The sequence below is a fragment of the Caulobacter sp. Root1455 genome, assembly GCF_001426905.1.
GTDB lineage: Bacteria > Pseudomonadota > Alphaproteobacteria > Caulobacterales > Caulobacteraceae > Caulobacter.
In genome coordinates this window covers 535,909-556,304 of sequence record NZ_LMFQ01000020.1, presented here as the reverse complement: position 1 = coordinate 556,304, position 20,396 = coordinate 535,909, and the positions used below count along the sequence as shown (strand labels likewise).

Sequence of the window (20,396 nt, the reverse complement as noted above, 5' to 3'; positions counted from 1 at the left end):
GGTTCCTTCTGCGGGTCTACCCGCGAAAATTCAAAGTTGGAGAGCGGGCTGACGGGGCCCCTCCCCGGCCTTCGGGCCAGGGAGGGAAATCCGGATCAGCTGTTCTCCAGCTCGACGTTCAGGCCGAGCGAGCGCATTTCCTTGACCAGCACGTTGAAGCTTTCCGGGATACCGGCTTCGAACGTGTCGTCGCCGCGGACGATCGACTCGTAGACCTTGGTCCGGCCGGCCACGTCGTCGGACTTCACCGTCAGCATTTCCTGCAGGGTGTAGGCCGCGCCGTAGGCTTCCAGAGCCCACACTTCCATTTCCCCGAAGCGCTGACCGCCGAACTGGGCCTTACCACCCAGCGGCTGTTGCGTGACGAGCGAGTACGGACCGATCGAACGGGCGTGGATCTTGTCGTCGACCAGGTGGTGCAGCTTCAGCATGTAGATGTAGCCGACCGTGACCGGACGCTTGAACTGGTCGCCGGTTTGGCCGTCGAACAGGATCGACTGACCCGACGGATCGACGCCCGCCATGACCAGGTGCTCTTCGATGTCGCCGATGCGCGCGCCGTCGAACACCGGGGTGGCGATCGGAACGCCCTTGCCGAGGTTGCGGGCCAGTTCGACCAGCTCTTCCTCGGTTTCCGGCAGTTCCTCGTCCGGGCCGTAGATCTCGGTCAGACGATCGACCAGGGCCTTCTTCTGGCCGCCGGCCTGCCAGTCTTCCAGCAGGACGGTGATCTGCTTGCCGAGGTTGGCGCAGGCCCAGCCCAGGTGGGTTTCGAAGATCTGGCCGACGTTCATGCGCGAAGGCACGCCCAGCGGGTTCAGAACGACGTCCACATGCGTCCCGTCGGCGAGGAACGGCATGTCCTCGATCGGCAGGATGCGCGAGATGACGCCCTTGTTGCCGTGACGGCCGGCCATCTTGTCGCCCGGCTGAAGCTTGCGCTTCACGGCCACGAAGACCTTGACCATCTTCATCACGCCCGGGGGCAGTTCGTCGCCGCGCTGCAGCTTGTCGACCTTGTCCTCGAAGCGACGGTCCAGGCGCTTGCGGTTCTCGTCGAACAGACGACGCAGGCTTTCCAGTTCGCCCATCGCCTTCTCGTCCTCGAGGGCGATCTGCCACCACAGACCCGGCTGGACTTCAGCCAGGCCCTCGGCGGTGATCGCGCCGCGCGACAGGCCCTTGGGACCCGACAGGGCGACGTTGCCGATCAACAGTTCGCGCAGGCGGCCCGAGATGTTGCGGTTCAGGATCGCGAATTCGTCGTCGCGGTCCTTGCCCAGACGGTCGATCTCGGCGCGTTCGATGGCCAGGGCGCGTTCGTCCTTGTCGACGCCGTGACGGTTGAACACGCGCACGTCGACGATCGTGCCGGCGACGCCCGGGGGCAGGCGCAGGCTGGTGTCGCGGACGTCCGAGGCCTTTTCGCCGAAGATGGCGCGCAGGAGCTTTTCTTCCGGCGTCATCGGGCTTTCGCCCTTCGGGGTGACCTTGCCGACCAGGATGTCGCCCGGCTGGACTTCGGCGCCGATCGCCACGATGCCCGCTTCGTCGAGGTTGCGCAGGGCTTCCTCGCCGACGTTGGGGATGTCGCGGGTGATTTCTTCCGGACCGAGCTTGGTGTCGCGGGCCATGACTTCGAATTCCTCGATGTGGATCGAGGTGAAGACGTCGTCGCGGACGATGCGTTCGGAGATCAGGATCGAGTCTTCGAAGTTGTAGCCGTTCCAGGGCATGAACGCGACGAGCGCGTTGCGGCCCAGGGCCAGTTCGCCCAGCTCGGTCGACGGACCGTCGGCGATGATGTCGCCGGCGCTGATGCGGTCGCCCACCTTCACCAGCGGGCGCTGGTTGATGCAGGTCGACTGGTTGGAACGCTGGAACTTGCTCAGACGGTAGATGTCGACGCCCGAACGGGCGGCGTCGGTCTCTTCCGTGGCGCGGACGACGATACGGGTGCCGTCGATCTGCTCCACGACGCCGGTGCGCTTGGCGATGACCACGGCGCCCGAGTCACGGGCGACCACGGCTTCCATGCCGGTGCCGACCAGCGGGGCGTCGGACTGCACCAGCGGCACGGCCTGACGTTGCATGTTCGAGCCCATCAGGGCGCGGTTGGCGTCGTCGTTTTCCAGGAAGGGGATCAGGGCCGCGGCCACCGACACGACTTGGCGCGGCGACACGTCCATCAGGTCGACTTGCTCCTTCTGGAGCAGGGTCGGTTCGCCGTTGATCCGGCCGGGGACCAGGTCGTCGACGATCTCGCCGTTCAACACCTTGATGTTGGATTGGGCGATGACGTGCTTCGACTCTTCCATGGCCGACATGTAGACGACCTCGTCGAGCGGCTTGCCGTCGGCGACGCGACGGTAGGGGCTCTCGATGAAGCCGTACTTGTTCACGCGGGCATGGGTGGCCAGCGAGTTGATCAGACCGATGTTCGGGCCTTCCGGCGTTTCAATCGGGCAGATGCGGCCGTAGTGGGTCGGGTGAACGTCGCGGACTTCGAAGCCGGCGCGCTCGCGGGTCAGACCGCCCGGGCCAAGCGCCGACAGACGGCGCTTGTGGGTGATCTCCGACAGCGGGTTGGTCTGGTCCATGAACTGCGACAGCTGCGAGCTGCCGAAGAATTCACGCACCGAGGCCGCGGCCGGCTTGGCGTTGATCAGGTCGTGCGGCATCACGGTGTCGATGTCGACGGACGACATGCGTTCCTTGATGGCGCGTTCCATGCGCAGGAGGCCGACGCGGTACTGGTTTTCCAGCAGTTCGCCGACCGAACGCACCCGGCGGTTGCCCAGGTTGTCGATGTCGTCGATTTCGCCGCGGCCGTCGCGCAGGCCGACCAGCAGCTTCAGGACGGCCAGCACGTCTTCCTTGCGGAGCACGCGCATCTCGTCCGAAGCGTCCAGCTCCAGGCGCATGTTCATCTTCACGCGGCCGACGGCCGACAGGTCGTAGCGCTCGGCGTCGAAGAACAGCGACTTGAACATCGCCTCGGCGGCTTCGACGGTCGGCGGCTCGCCCGGACGCATCACGCGGTAGATGTCGAACAGCGCGTCCTCGCGGACGGCGTTCTTGTCCACCCGCAGGGTGTTGCGCATGTAGGCGCCGACCGTGACGTGGTCGATGTCCAGCACGTCGATGGTGCTGAAGCCTTGGTCGGCCAGGGCCTGGATCGAGGTGACGTCCAGCTCGTCGCCGGCTTCGGCGTAGATCTCGCCGTTCTCGAAGTTGACGGCGTCGCGGGCCAGGTAGCGGCCGGTCAGGGCTTCCGGCGCCAGCAGCAGGGTCTTCAGGCCGCCGTCAGCCAGCTTCTTGGCCTGGCGGGCGGTGATCTTGGTGCCGGCCGGAGCCACTTCCTCGCCGGTGTCGGCGTCGATCAGGGCGAATTCCGGCTTCACGCCGCGCCAGCGCTCGGGCTTGTACGGGGTGGCCCAGCCTTCGGCGCCGGCCGCGGTGCGCTTCTCGAAGGGCACGACGTCGTAGAAGGTGGTCAGGATCTCTTCGCCGTCCATGCCCAGGGCATAGAGGAAGGTGGTGGCGGGCAGCTTGCGGCGGCGGTCGATGCGGACATAGACCACGTCCTTGGCGTCGAACTCGAAGTCCAGCCACGAGCCGCGATAGGGGATCACGCGGGCGGCGAACAGCAGCTTGCCCGAGGCGTGGGTCTTGCCCTTGTCGTGGTCGAAGAACACGCCGGGCGAACGGTGCATCTGCGAGACGATGACCCGCTCGGTGCCGTTGACGATGAAGGTGCCCTTGTCGGTCATGAGCGGGATGTCGCCCATGTAGACGTCCTGCTCCTTGATGTCCTTGACGGACCGGGCGCCGGTTTCTTCTTCCGTTTCGAACACGATCAGGCGCAGCTTGACCTTCAGCGGCGCCGCGAAGGTCATGTCGCGCTGGATGCATTCCTCAACGTCGTACTTGGGCTCTTCGAATTCGTACGAGACGTATTCGAGCACCGCGCGCTCGTTGAAATCCTTGATCGGGAAGACGGACTTGAAGACCGCCTCGATGCCCTCGTCCTTGCGCACGCCCGGACGGACTTCGCGCTGGAGGAACTGCTCGTAGGAGGAGCGCTGAACCTCGATCAGGTTCGGCATCTGCACAGCTTCGGGGATGCGGCCGAAAGACTTCCGGATCCGCTTCTTGCCGGTGAAGGATTGCGCCATGTTTTTTCCCTGGGCGCGGACGGACTCCGCGCGTGAATTCGAATGTACCTAGCGTCCACCCTCGCCGCTCTCCATCCAGGAGAACTGCGGACGCTGGAATTCCCCTGTCAGGGCAACCGGGACCGGAAGCCTGACGGGCGCCCCTTCGCGCTGGTCGGAGGGCGGCTGACCGCGCCTCGGGGCGTATCATGCGGACACACGCGTACGCGCTCCGCCGAATATCTTCGTGAGCCGGCGGATATAGGACAACCCGCCGGGGTTGGGAAGGGGGTTTATCCACAAAAGATCGCGCCCGCGCCGGGAACCGGCCGCGCGATCCTCATCTTAGGTCTCGGACCCAGGGCTAGGTCCGGTTCATCGCCTTGCCGACCACCGAGATCGCCAGCCCGACCAGGCAGACGAAGAAGGCGATCTTGGTGATGGCCACGGCCACATGCATGACGAAGCCGAGGATCCCGAACACGATCATCAGGACCAGCAGGATGGCGGCGAGCTTGAGCATGGGCAGATAACTCCGATAGGCGGCAAAGGTTGCCGCGCGCCGCTCGGGATTTGTCCTAGACGCTGAGGTCCACGAAGTTGGGAACGGCCAGGCCGCTCTTGGCCTGGGCCTTGGCGCCGTCCATGGCCTCCTTGATCTTGGCCTTCACGGCCTCGTCGACCTGCTGGAGCGCCGCGGTGCGCTGGTCGGGCGACATGGCCGCCAGGCTCTCCTCGGTCAGGCCCGCGTTCTTCATGGCCTCGGCCTTCCAGGCCTTGAGCTTTTCCTCCCAAGCGTCCTTCTTGGCTTCCTTGGCGAAGGCCACCAGGCCCTTGTCGCGGACCTTGTCCAGGTCGCTGGCGGTTTCGATCGCCGTCGTCGACACGCCGCGCGCCGATGCGGCGCTGAGCGGACTCCACGTCGAATAGCCCCCGCCCGAAATCCCTGAAATCGCCATCGCCAGCTCTCCTTTCGGTTCGCTCGAAGGTTGCAAGTCTCGTGCCAAAACGAGACGGCGACGGGCCAAAAGAAAACGGCCCCGGAGGTTTCCCTCCGGGGCCGTCAACGCGTGCGTCAGAAAACTGACGCCGGCAGGTCCCCCATGCGCCCACCCTTGAAGGCTTGGGCATGGGGACGTGAATTACTTCACGGTGACCTTGGCGCCGGCTTCGGTCAGCTTCTTGGCGACTTCTTCGGCGATTTGCTTCGAAACGTTTTCAACGACGTTCTGCGGAGCGCCTTCGACCAGGTCCTTGGCTTCCTTCAGGCCCAGGTCCGGACGAACGCCGCGGACTTCCTTGATCACGTTGATCTTCTTGTCGCCACCGTCCGTCAGGACGACGGTGAATTCGGTTTGCTCTTCGGCGGCTTCGGCCGGAGCGGCGGCAGCGCCGCCAGCGGCGGCGACGGCGACCGGAGCGGCGGCCGAGACGCCCCACTTTTCTTCGAGCAGCTTGGAGAGCTCAGCGGCTTCCAGGACCGACAGGGTGGACAGTTCTTCAACCAGCTTTTCGAGCTTGGACATGTGTAAGTTCCTTAGAGGATGAGGGATTTATGCGGAGATGACCGTTACGCGGCGTCTTTGGTCGCATAGGCGTTGAAGACGCGAGCCAGTTGGCCAGCCGGGGCCTGCAGGACGCCAGCGATCTTGGTCGCCGGAGCCTGGATGAGGCCGATAAGCTTGCCACGGATCTGGTCGAGCGACGGCAGCGTGGCCAGGGCCCGCACCGCGGTTTCGTCCAGAACGTTCGTCTGGCCCAGGATGCCGCCGACCAGCTTAAGCTTGTCGTTTTCCTTGGCGTACTGGGTGACGATCTTGGCGGCGGAGACAGGATCCTTGCCATAGGCGATGGCGACCGGGCCGGTGAACAGGGCGTCGCCCTTTTCGCCGATCGAGCCGTCGAGCGCCTTCTGGACCAGGGTGTTCTTCACCACCTGGAACGTGCCCTCTTCCTTGCGGAGGCGGGCGCGCAGTTCAGTCATTTCCGCAACGGTCATGCCCGAATAGTGGGTCACGACGACAGCGCCGGCGTCGGCGAACACGCTTTTCAGCGCCTCGATCGACTCCTGCTTTTGAGCGCGGTCCATTGCGGTCTCCTACTCAATTACAGCGGCCGGACCATTCCGGCAGCCAAATGCGCGTCACAAGCGGGATCGCTCCCGCACGCGAGTTGCATCAGCCTGTTCCAAGGAAAGTCAGCCGCGCGTCCCCATCCCGTAGGCGGAAAATAGCGTGGTCTTGTCCATCCCTGTCTCCCGACGGCGAGGAAGGGCTCTTCCTCGATTATGGCGTTGGTGACCCCACGCCCCGCTGTTCACAAACAGGTCTTCGCCGGGCGAACCCGACGGAGAAGGGGCGGCGTATAGACGGTTTGGGGAGGGATTTCAACAGGCCACCTTATCCTTCTCCCCTTGCGGGAGAAGGTGGCCCGCGAAGCAGGTCGGAAGAGAGGTCTCTCAAATCTGGCCACACGGACCGCCACCCTCTCCCGTAAGGGGAGAGGGGAAGCTCTGGCCTCGCCCCTCGTTTCCTGGATAACAAGGAGAACCGCCAAGGGGGATCACCATGAAGCGCACGCTCACCGCCGGCCTCGCCGCCCTGATGCTCGTCTGTCTCGCCGCGCCCGCCCACGCCGAGCCGCGCTTCGCCCCGATCCCCAAGGCGGTGGTGGCCGACCCTCCGCGCGACGCGGCCCACTCCGCCGACATGGCCGCCTTCACGGTCCCGACCGGCGGCGTGCGGGTCAATGCGCTGATGTACCTGGCCTCGGGCGACCAGCCGCATCCGACGATGCTGTTCCTGCACGGCTTCCCGGGCAACGAGACCAATATCGACCTGATGCAGGCCGTGCGCCGGGCCGGCTGGAACGTGCTGAAGATCAACTATCGCGGCTCGTGGGGCAGTCCCGGCAAGTTCTCGTTCGCCAACGCCCGGCTCGACGGCGAGGCGGCCACCGCCTTCCTGTTCGACCCGGCCAACGTCGCCAAGTATCACATCGACACCAGCCGGATCGTGGTGGCCGGCCACAGCATGGGCGGCTTCATGGCCGCCGACGCCTCGGCCGCCGAGCCGCGCGTGGCCGGGACGGTGCTGATCGACGCCTGGGACATCGGCAAGGAGAAGGCCGGGATCACCGACGCCGCCGCCCGCAAGGCCGCGATCAAGGGCATGACGCCCGACACCGTTCCATTGGCTGGGACCAGCGCCACCCTGCTGGTCACGGAGATCGAGACCACGTCCGCCAAGCTGGACCTGGAGGCGCTCAGCGCCCGCATCGCCGACCGGCCTGTGCTGATGATCGGGGCCGAGCACGCCGGCGCCCCCACGACCCGCAAGCTGGCCGCCGCCGCCCGCCAGGCCCGGGCCAAGGCGCTGACCGAAACCTACATGGACACCGACCACAGCTTCTCCGACAGCCGCATCGCGCTGGAGGCCGAGGTGCTGCGGTGGCTGGGCCGGTTCGATCCGGCCTCGGCCAAGCCCGGCACGCCGCAGATCCCGCTGAAGGCCGCCTATGACGAGACCAACCCGTTCGCCCGGATCCTGCGCGGCGAGCTGGTCGTGCCCAAGGTCTACGAAGACGACCAGGTGCTGGCCTTCATGGATCACGCCCCGGCCGAGCCGGGCCACGTGCTGGTGATCTCCAAGACCTCCAAGGCCCGCAACATCCTGGAGATCTCGCCCCAGGATCTGTCGCGGATCATGGCCGTGGCCGCCAGGGTCGGCCAGGCCCAGGTCGACGGCCTGGGCGTCGAGGGCTTCACGATCGTCCAGAACAACGGCGTCGGCCAGAGCGTGCCCCACCTGCACATCCACGTCATTCCGCGCGTGGCCGGCAAACCGCTGATGTTCGTCGAGAACGAGAAGGGCGATCCCAAGGCCATCGAGGCCGTGGCGGCGAAGATCAGAGGGGCGATGAAGTAGGCTGGGCCAGAGCTTTCCCTTTTGATCCGCTCATCCCGGCCAATGCAGGGATGAGCGGATTTTAAGAGAGCTTAGCGATCGCAGCCCGCGCCGCCGCCACGCCCGTCGCGAAACAGGCCTGCAGCAGGTAGCCGCCGGTCGGGGCTTCCCAGTCCAGCATCTCGCCGGCCACGAACACGCCGGGCGCGGCCTTCAGCTCCAGCCCGTCCAGCGCTTCGAACGACAGCCCGCCGGCGCAGGAGATCGCCCGCTCCAGGCCCTGCGCGCCGGTCAGCACGATGGGCGCGGCCTTGATCGCCGCCGCCAGGGCGTCGGGCGCGACCGGCAGGGCCACGCCGTGCGCCTCGCGCAGCAGGCCGATCTCGACCGGCGACAGATGGGCGGCCTTGCGCAGCCAGCTCGACAGCGACTGCCCGCCGCGCGGCCTGGACAGGCGCGCGGTCAGCTGGCCCAGGGAAACGTCCGGCCGCAGGTCGATCTCCAGCCTCGCCGAGCCCCGCGCCTCGATAGCGTCGCGCAGGGCCGCCGACAGGGCGTAGACCGCCCCGCCCTCCAGGCCGTAGCCCGCCGCCAGGGCGTCGCCGCGCGAACCGGCGCCCTCGAAGCTCAGCGCGATGTTCTTCAGGGGCGACCCGGCGAACCGCTCGCGGAACATCTCGGTCCAGGCCACGGTGAACCCGACATTGGCCGGCCGGAACGGCGCCACGGCCGCGCCCCGCGCCGCCAGCCGCGGGGCCCAGGCGCCGTCCGAGCCGAGCCTGGCCCAGCTGGCCCCGCCCAGAGCCAGGATCGTGGCGCGCGGCCGCACGGCGCGCGGCCCGTCGGGCGTGTCGAAGGTCAGGTCGCCCGCCGTGTTCCAGCCGGTCCAGGTCGAGCGGAGGTTCAGCCCCACGCCCCGCTCCTCCAGCCGCGCGATCCAGGCCCGCAGCAGCGGCGAGGCCTTCAGCGCCTTGGGAAACACCCGGCCGCTGGTGCCCACGAAGGTCGCCTGCCCCAGCCCCTGCGCCCAGGCCGTCAGGTCGGCGGGGGTGAACGCCTGCAGCATCGGCCGCAGCCGCTCGCTCGCGCCGCCGTAGCGGCCGACGAAGCGCTCGAAGTCCTCGGAATGAGTCAGGTTCAGCCCGCCGCGCCCGGCCATCAGGAACTTGCGCCCCAGGGTCGGCATCCGCTCGAACACCGCCACCGACAACCCGGCGCCGCTCAGCGCTTCGGCCGCCATCAGCCCGGCCGGCCCGCCGCCGATCACGGCGACGTCGAGAACTTGGGGATCGGTCACGCGGGCTGGATGTCCGTCAGCGAGATGAGGTCGTCGCTCTTATAGACCCCCAAACGCAAAGCGGGCGCTGGATCGCTCCAGCGCCCGCTCGCATGGTCTAGGTCGAAAGGCTTAGGCGTTGATCGAAGCGACGTCGATCTTGAAGCCCGGGCCCATCGTCGAGGACAGGCCGATGCGCTTGACATAGATGCCCTTGGCGCCGGTCGGCTTGGCCTTGTTGAGCGCGTCGACCATGGCCTTCACGTTCAGCAGCAGGGCTTCGTCGGTGAACGAGACCTTGCCGATGCCGGCGTGTACGATGCCCGCCTTCTCGACGCGGAACTCGACGGCGCCGCCCTTGGCGTCCTTCACGGCTTGGCCGACGTTCGGGGTCACGGTGCCGACCTTCGGGTTCGGCATCAGGCCGCGCGGGCCCAGCACCTTACCGAGGCGACCGACCAGGGCCATCATGTCCGGGGTCGCGATGACGCGATCGAAGTCCATGAAGCCGCCGGCGATCTTTTCGTACAGGTCTTCGGCGCCGACGTGTTCAGCGCCGGCCGCGGTGGCTTCGGCCGCCTTGGCGTCCTTGGCGAAGACGGCGACGCGGACGTCGCGGCCGGTGCCCGACGGCAGGTTCACGACGCCGCGGACCTGTTGGTCGGCGTGGCGCGGATCGACGCCGAGGTTGACCGAGATTTCGATCGACTCGTCGAACTTGGCCTTGGCGTTGGCCTTGACCAGGGCGATGGCGTCGGCGACGGCGTGGGCGGCTTCACGATCGCCGGTCCAGGCTTGGATGCGCTTGGGTTGCTTGGCCATGGTCTTAGGCCTCCACGATCTTCAGGCCCATGGCCTTGGCGGAGCCTTCGATGATCTTGGCCGCGGCCTCGAGATCGTTGGCGTTCAGGTCCTTCATCTTCTTTTCGGCGATCTCGCGCAGCTGGGTGCGGGTCACTTCGCCGACGGTCTCGCGACCGGTCAGCTTGGCGCCGGACTTCAGGCCGGTGATCTGCTTCAGATAGTGCGTCGCCGGGGGCGTCTTGGTGACGAAGGTGAACGACTTGTCTTGGTACACGGTGATCACGGTCGGCAGGGGGGTGCCCTTTTCGACGTTCTCGGTGCGCGCGTTGAACTCCTTACAGAAGCCCATGATGTTGACGCCGCGCTGGCCCAGTGCGGGGCCGATGGGCGGTGAAGGCGTGGCGGAGCCGGCCTTCACCTGGAGCTTGATATAGCCCAGGATCTTCTTAGCCATTGTATCCTCTCAAGAAAGCCGAGCTAACGGCCTTCGCTGGTTGGCCGTGGTGCGGGCTTGGCGTCCCTCCCACGGATTTGATCTCGCCATACTCGAACAGATAACGGCGAGCACGCCCCGGGACGGAGTCCTGGAGCGAGGCGGGGCGTGTAGCAGGTGGGGACGGGGGAGTCTAGCGATGGGTCCTCCTCCCGCGAGGAGAAGTCTAGGACTCAGAGCAGCTTCCGATAGACCAGGAACCCCGACTTCTCGGCCACCTGGTCGTAGAGCCGCATCGCCGTGGCGTTGGTCTCGTGCGTCTGCCAGTAGACCCGCGGCGAGCCGGCCGCCTTGGCCGCCGCGTAGACCGCCTCGATCAGCGCCCGACCCACGCCCTTGCCCCGCGCCTGCGCCGTCGTGAACAGGTCCTGCAGGTAGCAGCTGGGCTCGACCGAGATCGTGCTGCGGTGGAACAGATAGTGGGTCAGGCCCAGCAGGCGGCCGTCCTGCTCGGCGACCAGACAGTGGACGGGCTCGTAGGCGTCGAAGAACCGGGACCAGGTCATGGCCGTCGCCGCCGGATCCAGGGCCGTGTCGCCCGAGCGGCCGTAGAAGGCGTTGTAGCCGTCCCAGAGCGGCAGCCATTGCTCGCGGTCCGCGCGGGTGACGGGACGAATCACGATGTCGGCCATGGTCGGGTCCTACGAAGCGGCGGCGGGCGGCCGCATCCTCCCTATTCTCGGAAGCGATGCAATGACGCGGCGCGCGAGACCTTGGCGCGGTCCTCGCGACCGACCGTCTCGGTCAGGTCGAAGACCAGCTTGGAGGCCCCGGCGGCGCCCAGCCACAGGAAGGCCAGGATGCGCAGCAGCGGCGCGGCCTCCGGGTGCTGGGCGGCCAGGACCAGCAGCAGGACGAAACCGCCGACAGCGGCCAGGGCCAAGGCCAGGGAGGCGAGTCTGCAATGGAAGACGGACATCGGACGGATCCCGGACGGAAGACAACACAGCCTTTGTCGCGCCGAACGGCATAAGCGATCCATTCGGGTTCGGGCTCACGACATAAAGCCGGCATAAGGCTTACCGGAGGGGTCGCGCCGGCTAACACTTGCCCCCACCTCGCCGCTTCGCGGCCTGTCCGCCCCCACAGGGGGAGGAGGACGCACGCACCGCGACCCGTAGGGGGCAAGTGATCGAGCGTGCGGCGCTAGCTTTTGAATTCCGGACAGCAAAAACCCCGCGCCGTTTCCGACGCGGGGTTTTCGAAAACTCGGTCAGCCGTGACTGAAAATCAGCTGATCTTCTCGACCTGGCTGTATTCCAGCTCCACCGGAGTGGCGCGGCCGAAGATCGAGACGGTGACGCGCAGGCGGGCCCGCTCCTCGTCGACCTGCTCGACCGAGCCGTTGAAGCTGGCGAACGGACCGTCGGTGACGCGGACGTTCTCGCCGACCTCGAACAGCACCACGGTCTTGGGACGCTCGACGCCCTCTTCGATCGTGCCGATGATGCGCTGGACTTCCTTTTCGGAGACCGGCTGCGGCTTCGACGCGCTGCCCAGGAAGCCCGTGACCTTCGGGGTGTTCTTGATCAGGTGATAGGCTTCGTCCGAGAGGTTCATCTTCACCAACACGTAGCCGGGGAAGAACTTGCGCTCGGCGTTGACCTTGCGGCCGCGACGGATCTCGACGACGTCCTCGGTCGGAACCAGGATCTCGGAAAAGCTGTCTTCCAGACCGTGGCTCTTGGCCTGTTCGCGGATGCTCTCGGCCACCTTCTTCTCGAAGTTCGAGTAGGCGTGGACGATGTACCACTTGTGGTTCGGATTGGACGCGGTGTCGGTGCTCATGATGTTTCTTATCCCGCGGCGATCTTGAGGAGCAGGTTGGCGCCCAGGCCCAGGATCCAGTCGGCGAAGGTGAAGAACAGCGAAGCCAGCACCACCATGATGAAGACCATCACCGAGGTGATCCAGGTCTCCTTGCGGGTGGTCCAGGTGATCTTGCGGGCCTCGGCGCGGACTTCCTGCGCGAAGCGAACCGGATTGATCGGCTTTTTCGGCGGAGCCGGGGCCTTGGCGGCGGCGCCCTTGGCGGCCGGCGCCTGACCGGCGGGCGCGAGCGCCGCTGCCGTCTTCGCGGCGCGGTTCTTGATCGCAGACGGGCTAGAACCCGGTTTCCTGGCCATGACTTAAGAGGCTCGCGACTTTCGATAGGTCAGCCCGAAAACCGGGTGACCGATGACATATAGTGGCAGGAGTGGAGGGACTCGAACCCACGACCCTCGGTTTTGGAGACCGATGCTCTACCAGCTGAGCTACACTCCTGCGGAACCGCGACCCCCTTAACGGAGATTCCGGCTTTCCGACAATGAACATCGCGCCGGTAGGCTCTTTGAAGCCCGCCAGCGCGTTGGTCTCATCGCCAGAGCCGCGTCGTTTAGCAGGGTCGTTCGAGCCCGGCAAGCGGCCGGAGCGCGATCCGCGCTTTCGACGGCTTCGGCCGCGAAGGATCAGCCGTCGCCGCGACGCGTTAGGCCTTGGCGCCAGATCGAAGCCCGGAGGAGACGCGCCATGCCAACGCCCGCCAGCCCGAACCCGAACCGGCCGTCAAACCGAGAGGTGGAGAACGAGAACCAGCGCCCCGCACAGGGCGCCGATGGCCAGGCGCCGCGTCCCGCGACCGAGCCTAGCGGCGCGAAAGGCAGCTCGACTTCACCGAAAACCCGGACGGATCCGGGCTCCGGCGAAGCCTGAGACGATCAGCCGGCCTTTTCCGCTTCCGGCGCGGGCGCCGGGGTAAGGGCGGCGCATTGGATGTTCAGGTACGACCACTTCACGTCCGCGAGCTTGCGGCCGCATTGGGTGTTCTCACCCAGGTCGCGTCCTTGAAGGGAGATCGCCACGCCCTTGGCCGGATCCGGCGCCGGCGCGGCTCCGGAGATGTCGTAGTAGCCGCCGCCTGGGCCGCGAACCACGATGCACGAGGTCGATTCCACCGGCCGGACGCAGCCGGAGGCGGTGACCGCCTTGCCTTCGAGGGAGACTTGTTGAGCTTGCTGACCGGTGGCGCCGGTTTCCTGCCCGCAGGCAGCTACGCTTAACGCTAACAGACTGGCCGCCGCGGCGGCCTTTACGAACCTTACCCGCATACGTTCCTCCGTATCATTGGCCTCCGCGACGTCTTCTGACGCGGAAACAAGAGGAAGAGTGCGCCCCGTTTGGGGAGGCGGCAATCACAATTTTGACACGGTTCAAAAAACACGCGCCCGCCATTTTGACGCTTTTGGGGAAGATTTTCTCAAAGCCCTTTCAGACCACCAAAGTTGACATCCACGCGCCTGTGCTCACATGAGACGCAGTCGCTTCAGGGCCGTGGCGACGCCCTCTTAGAATCTCGCGGTCCGCCGCGCGTCCAGGACTTGAAACGCAGATTATGACGGCCATCGAAACCACCGCCGCCCCGCCCGCCCCCCCGGCCGCCAAGGAAGCCGCCTGGCACACCGAGACCGTGCTGTGGGTCAAGCACTGGACCGATCGCCTGTTCAGTTTCGCGATCACCCGTCCGGCCAGCTTCCGCTTCCGCTCGGGCGAGTTCGTGATGATCGGCCTGCCGCCCCGCGAGGAGCTGGGCGAGAAGAAGCCGATCCTGCGCGCCTATTCGATCGGCTCGCCGCACTTCGCCGAGGAACTGGAGTTCTTCTCGATCAAGGTGCCCGACGGCCCCCTGACCTCGCGCCTGCAGCAGATCAAGGAAGGCGACCAGATCCTGCTGGGCAAGAAGCCGACCGGCACCCTGGTGCTGGACGCCGTCCGCCCCGGCAAGCGCCTGTTCCTGTTCGGCACCGGCACGGGCCTGGCGCCCTGGCTGTCGGTGGCCCGCGACCCCGACGCCTACAGCCGCTTCGAGCAGGTGATCGTCGCCCATGGCGTGCGCGAGGTGAAGGAACTGGCCTATCGCGACCTGTTCACGTCGGAGATCCACGACGACCCGCTGGTCGGCGACGAGGCCAAGGCCCAGCTGGTCTACTATCCCACGGTCACCCGCGAGCCGTTCGAGCGCCAGGGCCGGTTCACCGACCTGATCAATTCGGGCCAGCTGTTCAAGGACCTGGGCCTGGACCAGGTGAAGTTCGATCCCGAGCACGACCGCGCCATGCTGTGCGGCTCGATGGCGATGATCAAGGACACCGCCGCCCTGCTGGAAGCCCACGGCATGAAGGAAGGCTCCAACGCCGAGCCGGGCGACTTCGTGATCGAGCGGGCGTTCGTGGGGTAATCCAAATCCTCCGCTCATCCCGGCGAATGCCGGGACCCAGATCCCTTGGCGGTGGGTCTGACGGGAAGAACTCGGAGCATTCTGGAGCCCGTCCCAGCTTTTCCATCTGGGTCCCGGCATTCGCCGGGATGAGCGGATTTAAGTAGAACTCTGGGCTCATGGTTGCGGGAGTGCGGGCGTGGGCGACGACAAGCTTCAACTGAAGAACCTGACCGTCGTGGAGGCGCGAGGCCGCATGCTGGCCGACGCCGCGCGGCTGGGGATCGAGCAGGTCGCCCTGGCCGAGGCGATCGGCCGGGTGCTGGCCGCGCCGATCGTCGCCGATCGCGACCAGCCGCCGTTCGACGCCTCGGCGATGGACGGCTGGGCGATCCGCCGGGCCGACCTGTCGCCCGACGCGCGGTTCCGGATCGTCGGCGAGAGCGCCGCCGGCCGGGCCCATCTCCGGCCCGTCGAGGCCGGCCAGGCGGTGCGGATCTTCACCGGCGCCCCCGTGCCGCCGGGGGCCGACCTGGTGGTGATCCAGGAGAACGCCGCGCGCGACGGCGACACCGTCAGCTTCACGATCGACCGCGACCCGCCGCCGGGCAACATCCGGCCGGCCGGCGGCGACTTCCGGTCCGGCGACGCCCTGCTGGCGGAAGGCTCGCGGATCGACGCCTGGCGGCTGGCGCTGGCCGCCGCCGCCGGGCGCGCCGACCTGGCCGTGGCGCGCCGCCCCCGCGTCGCCATCCTGGCCACCGGCGACGAGCTGGTCCCGCCCGGCGCGACCCCCGCCCCCGACCAGATCTTCGAGTCCGGTTCGTTCGGCCTGGCGGCCCTGGTCGCGGCCTGGGGCGGCGAGGCGGTCAGGCTGAAGGCCCAGGCCGACGATCTGGACGCCATCGCCCGCGCGGTCGACGCCGCCGAGGCCGACCTGATCGTCACCGTCGGCGGGGCCTCGGTCGGCGACCACGACCTGGTCAAGCCGGCCCTGGCGACCCTGGGCCTGGACCTGCGCGTCCAGACCGTGGCCGTCCGCCCCGGCAAGCCGACCTGGTTCGGGACCCTAAAGGACGGCCGCCGCGTGCTGGGCCTGCCCGGCAACCCGGCCTCGGCCCTGGTCTGCGCCGAGCTTTTCCTGCGCCCGCTGCTGGCCGCCCTGACCGGCGCCGATCCGACCCTGACGATCAGCGCCGGCGCCCTGACCGCCGCCCTGCCCGCCACCGGTCCGCGCGAACACTGGATGCGCGCCGCCCGCGCCGTCGACGTCGAAGGCCGGGTGTGGGTCACCCCCTTCCCCGACCAGGACTCTTCACTGATCGGCGTCTTCTCCCGCGCCGACTGCCTGGTCCTGCGCCCGGCCGGCGCGCCGGCGGTCGCGGCGGGAGATGTGGTGGAACTGCTGCCCTTGCCGCGGGGTTGATGCGCCAGGCCGACAGGGTGGTCGCCACGACTGGCGACGACGCACGCGGAGCGTGCTAAGCCGCGTTCGAAGCGGTTTCCCGACGACCGCGGCGGAGTTTGTGTTCATGGGTCGTATGGGCAAGATCGCGGCGCACATGGTGCTGGCCTTCGTGGCCATGCTGCTGGCTCAGGCGCTGACCACCGGCGCCACGCCCTTCACCCCTTCCAGCCTCGCCCTGTCCGCCCTGGCCCTCGCGGCCCTGTTCGCCGGCTGCGCCCTGCTGGTCGAGATCCTGTTCCAGGTCGAACGCTCGCCGTGGCGGTTCTTCGCGGCCAGCGACGGCCTGCGCCTGGCGCGCTCGGCCCTGCTGGCGGTCCTGACCTTCGCCCTGGTCGCCCGCCTGGCCGACGTGCGTCAGCCGGGCGGCCTGCGCACCCTGGCCGCCGCCTTCCTGCTGCTGACCGCCCTGCTGGCCGGACTGCGCATCGTGCGCCGCGCCCTGCACGAGCAGGTGCTGGTCGACGCCCTGACCCGCCTGCGCCCGGCGCCCGCCTCGGCCGCCCTGCCCCGCCTGCTGATCGTCGGCTCGGCGAGCGAGGCCGAGGCCTTCCTGCGCGCCCCCGCCGCCCTGGGCGAACGCTACGCCCCGGTCGGGGTGCTGACCCCCGAGGCCCGCGAGACCGGCGACGAGCTGGGCGGGGTCTGCATCCTGGGCGCCATCGACGATTTCGACGCGGTCATGGCCCAGCTGCGCGACGGCGGCCTGCAGCCGTCGGCCCTGCTGTTCCTGACCGACGGCCCGCTCAGCGCCTTCGGGACCGAGCGGCTGGGCCGGCTGAAGACCGAGGGCGTGCGCCTGCTGCGCCGCCAGGGCGGGCTTGTCGACATGGGCGCCCCTGGGGCCGGCGGCTCCGCCCTGCGCGAGATCAGCCTGGAGGAGCTGCTCAGCCGCGCGCCCGTCCGCCTGGACCCCGAGCCGGTCCGCGCCCTCGTGGCCGGCAAGCGGGTGCTGGTCACCGGGGCCGGCGGCAGCATCGGCTCGGAACTGGCCCGCCAGATCGCCGCCAGCGGCCCCGCCCAGCTGACCCTGCTGGACGCCGCCGAGGCCAACCTCTTCCATATCGACCGCGAGCTGGGCGAGGCCTGGCCTCAGCTGCCCCGCCGCGACGTGCTGTGCGACGTGCGCGACGCCGCCCGCCTGGACCTGGTGTTCGCCGCCGAGAAGCCCGAACTGATCTTCCACGCCGCCGCCCTCAAACATGTGACCCTGGTCGAGAACCACCCCTGCGAGGGCGTGCGGACCAACGTGCTGGGCAGCCGCAACGTCGCCGCCGCCGCCAAGGCCTGCGGCGCGGCCCACCTGGCGCTGATCTCCACCGACAAGGCCGTCGCTCCCGCCAGCGTGATGGGCGCGACCAAGCGGGTGGCCGAGGCCTTGGTCCGCCAGTTCGCCAGCGGGCCGAACGGCGCCGGCGGCGACACCCGCGTCAGCGTCGTGCGGTTCGGCAACGTGCTCGGCTCGGCCGGATCGGTGGTGCCGATCTTCCAGCACCAGATCGCCCGCGGCGGTCCGGTGACCCTGACCGACGCCGAGGTCGAACGCTATTTCATGACCATTCCCGAGGCCGTGCAGCTGGTTCTGCGCGCCGTGGCCCTGTCGGCCGGCGACGTCGCCCCGCCGACCGGGGTCCTGACGCTTGAAATGGGCGAACCGGTCAAGATCATCGATCTGGCCCGGCGGATGATCGAGCTGCAGGGCCTGGTTCCCGAGCGCGACATCGAGATCAAGATCACCGGCCTGCGCCCCGGCGAAAAGCTGACCGAGGCCCTGGTCGACGTCAACGAAACCGCCCGGCCCAAGGCCGAGGGCGTCACCGAGGCCACGCCGCTGACGCCGCTGACGCCGATCTCGTCCGAAGCCCTGGCCGCCCTGGAAGCCGCCGCCCTGGCCGGCGACGAGTTCAGCGTCCGCGTCCAGCTGTTCGCCCTGGTCGAACAGCTGCGGGCCGTGTCGCCCGACCAGGTCGCGTCCGTCAAGGCGAGCCCTAACAGAGCGAACAGAGGCAAGTCCGCCGCGGCCAAAACCCGGGTCTGATCCGGATTGATTCCCGGCCCTTCGTCTCCAGCCCTTCGCCCGACCCGTCGCCCCAATCCATCGCCTATGAGGCGAGCGCAAAAGCCAGAATCAGCTTCCCATGCTCTGGCTTGCCGCGCTTGCAAGGGCGAGTCGTCTCATCCTTGGGACATCAGTAGCGTCGGCGGGAACCTGGATGTTCGAACAGACGGTGGACGTCACCCGCCTGGACGGGTTCGTTCGATACACGCGCGGCATCGTGCGCGCCCGGCTGGTCCTGGTCGCGGTGTTCGTGGGTCTGCTGGCGCTCTACACCCGGGTGAACCTGGCCCTGTTCGGCGTGGTCGAGCTGGGCATCTATGCGACGCTGTTCCTGGCGACCGAGGCGGCGCTGCGCCATGCCGATCCCGTCGTGGCCTTTCGACAGCTGCGCTGGCGATCGATCAGTCTGGTCTTCCTGCTGTCGCTCAACGCCTGCATCCTGGCCGTCAAGCTGCGGCTCATGGGCGACCCGATCATGCGGATGGAGGCCGCCCTGCTGGCCATCTGCGTGCTGATGTTCGCCGCCCTGCGGGTGCACACCGGCAAGGTCAGCTACGTCACCGCCGCCGGGCCGCCGGTGGCGACGCTGCTGTGGATCGCCTTCGACCGCCACGCGCCGCTGACCGACAACCACTACGCGGCCGCCATGCTGCTGTTCGTCGTCGCCGTCCTGGCCGCCACCTGGCGCCAGCAGACCACCGACCGCGCCCTGGCCCAGGCCCTGCGCGACCTGGCCCGCAGGAACGCCGACCTGACCGAGGCCATCGCCGAGGCCAAGGCCGCCAGCCGCGCCAAGTCCGACCTGTTGACCGTCGCCAGCCACGAAATCCGCACCCCGCTCAACGCCGTGCTCGGTTTCGCCCACGCCCTGCGCCGCGACACCTTCCTGACCCCGACCCAGGCCGACCTGGCCCAGGGCGTGCTGGAGGGCGGTGCCCAGTTGACCCGGCTGCTCGACACCGTGCTGGACCTGACCAAGGTCGAAACCGGCCAGGCGGCGCTGACGCTGACGCCGGTCGACCTTCGACGCCTGGTCCGCGCGGTGGTGCGGGTGTGGAGCGCCCACGCCCAGGCCGTCGGCGTGGTGCTGAGCTTCGAGGACGCCGATCCCGACCTGGCCTACGGCCTGCTGGCCGACGAGGCCAAGCTGGAGCAGACCCTGGTCAATCTGGTCTCCAACGGGCTGAAAGCCTCGCCGTCGGGCGGCGCGGTGGTGGTCCGGCTGGCCGGCGTGGCCAAGGACCAGACGCTGAGCGCCCTGGTCGAGGTGCGCGACACCGGCGCGCCCGTGTCGCCGGAAGACCGCGCGCGGATGTTCGACGCCTTCGAACAGACCGAACGCGGCCGAAACCTGGGCGGCAGCGGGCTGGGCCTGTCGATCTGCGCGGCCAACCTGGCCCTGATGGACGGCGAGATCGGCGTGGACGACCTTCCGGGCGGCGAGGCCCGGAGGGGCCGGAGCGCCCAAGGCAAGAGCATCGGGCGCGGCGCGGTCTTCTGGTTCGCCTTCGAGGCCGCGACCCTGGCGCCGCCCGCCGCGGAACTGGCCGCGGGCTCGCCGGCGGAAGCCAGGGTGATCGCGCCGATCCGGGTGCTGGCGGCCGAGGACAACCCCGCCAACCGCCGGGTGCTGGCCGCCCTGCTGGCCGCCTCGCCGATCGAACTGGTGTTCGCCGAGGACGGGGCCCAGGCGCTGGACGCCTGGCGGGCCGAGGCCTTCGACCTGGTGCTGATGGACGTCAACATGCCGGTGCTCGACGGCGTGGCGGCCCTGGCGCGGATCCGCGAGCTCGAGACCTCGACGCCGCGCCCCCGCACGCCGGTCTGGATGCTGACCGCCAACGTCTTCGACGACGACGTCGCCCGCTACCGGGCCGACGGCGCCGACGGCGTGCTGCGTAAGCCGATCGACACCGTGGCCCTGTTCGCGATGCTGGCGCAGGTGGCGGAGAAGAAGGTTGGGGTTCTGGAAAACACTCCGGTCCTTACCCCCTAGATCCGCTCATCCCGGCGAATGCCGGGACCCAGATCCCAAAGCCGGG

The 20,396-nt window shown here is 68.2% G+C and carries 18 protein-coding genes and 1 tRNA gene; 5 read left to right on the top strand and 14 right to left on the bottom strand.

Going from position 1 to position 20,396, the window contains the following annotated elements; all coding sequences use genetic code 11:
* Window positions 1-95 precede the first annotated feature (95 nt).
* The 5 genes from rpoB to rplJ form a co-directional block, all read right to left on the bottom strand.
* Window positions 96-4,178 carry a DNA-directed RNA polymerase subunit beta gene (rpoB, locus tag ASD21_RS12110; protein WP_056441061.1) on the bottom strand — a complete coding sequence of 1,361 codons (4,083 nt, stop codon included), beginning with the start codon at window positions 4,176-4,178 and terminating at the stop codon, window positions 96-98.
* Window positions 4,179-4,521: 343 nt separating this feature from the next.
* Window positions 4,522-4,680 (bottom strand): hypothetical protein, encoded by a 159-nt coding sequence (locus tag ASD21_RS24440; protein WP_200941426.1) that lies wholly within the window; start codon window positions 4,678-4,680, stop codon window positions 4,522-4,524.
* Between the two features lie 55 nt (window positions 4,681-4,735).
* Window positions 4,736-5,116, bottom strand: coding sequence for a hypothetical protein (locus ASD21_RS12105; protein ID WP_056441058.1), 381 nt, complete (start codon window positions 5,114-5,116; stop codon window positions 4,736-4,738).
* A gap of 183 nt (window positions 5,117-5,299) precedes the next feature.
* Entirely contained in the window at window positions 5,300-5,683 is a 384-nt protein-coding gene (rplL, locus tag ASD21_RS12100; RefSeq protein WP_056441056.1) for a 50S ribosomal protein L7/L12, read from the bottom strand.
* Between the two features lie 44 nt (window positions 5,684-5,727).
* Entirely contained in the window at window positions 5,728-6,246 is a 519-nt protein-coding gene (gene rplJ, locus ASD21_RS12095) for a 50S ribosomal protein L10 (RefSeq protein WP_056441053.1), read from the bottom strand.
* Window positions 6,247-6,724: 478 nt separating this feature from the next.
* On the opposite strand from rplJ, the gene ASD21_RS12090 reads away from it, so the two are divergent.
* Window positions 6,725-8,083: an alpha/beta fold hydrolase gene (locus tag ASD21_RS12090; protein WP_056441050.1), complete on the top strand. Its 1,359-nt coding sequence runs from the start codon at window positions 6,725-6,727 to the stop codon at window positions 8,081-8,083.
* Window positions 8,084-8,144: 61 nt separating this feature from the next.
* On the opposite strand, the gene ASD21_RS12085 is transcribed toward ASD21_RS12090, so the two are convergent.
* From ASD21_RS12085 to ASD21_RS12045, 9 genes are all read right to left on the bottom strand, one after another.
* Window positions 8,145-9,359, bottom strand: coding sequence for an NAD(P)/FAD-dependent oxidoreductase (locus ASD21_RS12085; RefSeq protein ID WP_056441048.1), 1,215 nt, complete (start codon window positions 9,357-9,359; stop codon window positions 8,145-8,147).
* Window positions 9,360-9,470: 111 nt separating this feature from the next.
* The gene (rplA, locus tag ASD21_RS12080) at window positions 9,471-10,160 is read right to left on the bottom strand and encodes a 50S ribosomal protein L1 (protein ID WP_056441045.1); all 690 of its coding nucleotides are present in this window, start codon (window positions 10,158-10,160) and stop codon (window positions 9,471-9,473) included.
* Window positions 10,161-10,164: 4 nt separating this feature from the next.
* A complete protein-coding gene (gene rplK / locus ASD21_RS12075) occupies window positions 10,165-10,596 on the bottom strand; it encodes a 50S ribosomal protein L11 (RefSeq protein WP_007661528.1) in 432 nt (143 codons plus the stop codon).
* A 212-nt stretch (window positions 10,597-10,808) separates the two neighbouring features.
* Window positions 10,809-11,267 carry a GNAT family N-acetyltransferase gene (locus ASD21_RS12070; RefSeq protein WP_056441042.1) on the bottom strand — a complete coding sequence of 153 codons (459 nt, stop codon included), beginning with the start codon at window positions 11,265-11,267 and terminating at the stop codon, window positions 10,809-10,811.
* 41 nt (window positions 11,268-11,308) lie between these two features.
* A complete protein-coding gene (locus ASD21_RS12065) occupies window positions 11,309-11,554 on the bottom strand; it encodes a hypothetical protein (RefSeq protein ID WP_056441040.1) in 246 nt (81 codons plus the stop codon).
* 311 nt (window positions 11,555-11,865) lie between these two features.
* Window positions 11,866-12,423: a transcription termination/antitermination protein NusG gene (gene nusG, locus ASD21_RS12060; protein ID WP_056441038.1), complete on the bottom strand. Its 558-nt coding sequence runs from the start codon at window positions 12,421-12,423 to the stop codon at window positions 11,866-11,868.
* Window positions 12,424-12,431: 8 nt separating this feature from the next.
* On the bottom strand, window positions 12,432-12,761 hold the full coding sequence (gene secE / locus ASD21_RS12055) for a preprotein translocase subunit SecE (RefSeq protein ID WP_056441035.1): 330 nt from the start codon (window positions 12,759-12,761) through the stop codon (window positions 12,432-12,434).
* A gap of 63 nt (window positions 12,762-12,824) precedes the next feature.
* Window positions 12,825-12,900 (bottom strand) — tRNA-Trp (locus tag ASD21_RS12050).
* 434 nt (window positions 12,901-13,334) lie between these two features.
* Window positions 13,335-13,724, bottom strand: a complete 390-nt coding sequence (locus tag ASD21_RS12045; RefSeq protein ID WP_056441032.1) for a hypothetical protein — start codon at window positions 13,722-13,724, stop codon at window positions 13,335-13,337.
* Between the two features lie 284 nt (window positions 13,725-14,008).
* On the opposite strand from ASD21_RS12045, the gene ASD21_RS12040 reads away from it, so the two are divergent.
* The 4 genes from ASD21_RS12040 to ASD21_RS12025 all read left to right on the top strand — a co-directional run bounded on the left by ASD21_RS12040 (window position 14,009) and on the right by ASD21_RS12025 (window position 20,350).
* Complete coding sequence (locus ASD21_RS12040) at window positions 14,009-14,851, top strand: ferredoxin--NADP reductase (protein ID WP_056441029.1); 843 nt, start codon at window positions 14,009-14,011, stop codon at window positions 14,849-14,851.
* Window positions 14,852-15,029: 178 nt separating this feature from the next.
* Window positions 15,030-16,256, top strand: a complete 1,227-nt coding sequence (locus tag ASD21_RS12035) for a molybdopterin molybdotransferase MoeA (protein ID WP_268761081.1) — start codon at window positions 15,030-15,032, stop codon at window positions 16,254-16,256.
* A 106-nt stretch (window positions 16,257-16,362) separates the two neighbouring features.
* Entirely contained in the window at window positions 16,363-18,333 is a 1,971-nt protein-coding gene (locus ASD21_RS12030; RefSeq protein WP_056441026.1) for a nucleoside-diphosphate sugar epimerase/dehydratase, read from the top strand.
* Window positions 18,334-18,508: 175 nt separating this feature from the next.
* On the top strand, window positions 18,509-20,350 hold the full coding sequence (locus tag ASD21_RS12025) for a response regulator (protein ID WP_056441023.1): 1,842 nt from the start codon (window positions 18,509-18,511) through the stop codon (window positions 20,348-20,350).
* Window positions 20,351-20,396: the final 46 nt, after the last annotated feature.

Coding starts and splice junctions, on each gene's coding strand:
- rpoB (WP_056441061.1), bottom strand. CDS start 4,178: ATGGCGCAATCCTTCACCGGCAAGAAGCGGATCCGGAAGTCTTTCGGC.
- ASD21_RS24440 (WP_200941426.1), bottom strand. CDS start 4,680: ATGCTCAAGCTCGCCGCCATCCTGCTGGTCCTGATGATCGTGTTCGGG.
- ASD21_RS12105 (WP_056441058.1), bottom strand. CDS start 5,116: ATGGCGATTTCAGGGATTTCGGGCGGGGGCTATTCGACGTGGAGTCCG.
- rplL (WP_056441056.1), bottom strand. CDS start 5,683: ATGTCCAAGCTCGAAAAGCTGGTTGAAGAACTGTCCACCCTGTCGGTC.
- rplJ (WP_056441053.1), bottom strand. CDS start 6,246: ATGGACCGCGCTCAAAAGCAGGAGTCGATCGAGGCGCTGAAAAGCGTG.
- ASD21_RS12090 (WP_056441050.1), top strand. CDS start 6,725: ATGAAGCGCACGCTCACCGCCGGCCTCGCCGCCCTGATGCTCGTCTGT.
- rplA (WP_056441045.1), bottom strand. CDS start 10,160: ATGGCCAAGCAACCCAAGCGCATCCAAGCCTGGACCGGCGATCGTGAA.
- rplK (WP_007661528.1), bottom strand. CDS start 10,596: ATGGCTAAGAAGATCCTGGGCTATATCAAGCTCCAGGTGAAGGCCGGC.
- ASD21_RS12070 (WP_056441042.1), bottom strand. CDS start 11,267: ATGGCCGACATCGTGATTCGTCCCGTCACCCGCGCGGACCGCGAGCAA.
- ASD21_RS12065 (WP_056441040.1), bottom strand. CDS start 11,554: ATGTCCGTCTTCCATTGCAGACTCGCCTCCCTGGCCTTGGCCCTGGCC.
- nusG (WP_056441038.1), bottom strand. CDS start 12,423: ATGAGCACCGACACCGCGTCCAATCCGAACCACAAGTGGTACATCGTC.
- secE (WP_056441035.1), bottom strand. CDS start 12,761: ATGGCCAGGAAACCGGGTTCTAGCCCGTCTGCGATCAAGAACCGCGCC.
- ASD21_RS12045 (WP_056441032.1), bottom strand. CDS start 13,724: ATGCGGGTAAGGTTCGTAAAGGCCGCCGCGGCGGCCAGTCTGTTAGCG.
- ASD21_RS12040 (WP_056441029.1), top strand. CDS start 14,009: ATGACGGCCATCGAAACCACCGCCGCCCCGCCCGCCCCCCCGGCCGCC.
- ASD21_RS12030 (WP_056441026.1), top strand. CDS start 16,363: ATGGGTCGTATGGGCAAGATCGCGGCGCACATGGTGCTGGCCTTCGTG.
- ASD21_RS12025 (WP_056441023.1), top strand. CDS start 18,509: ATGTTCGAACAGACGGTGGACGTCACCCGCCTGGACGGGTTCGTTCGA.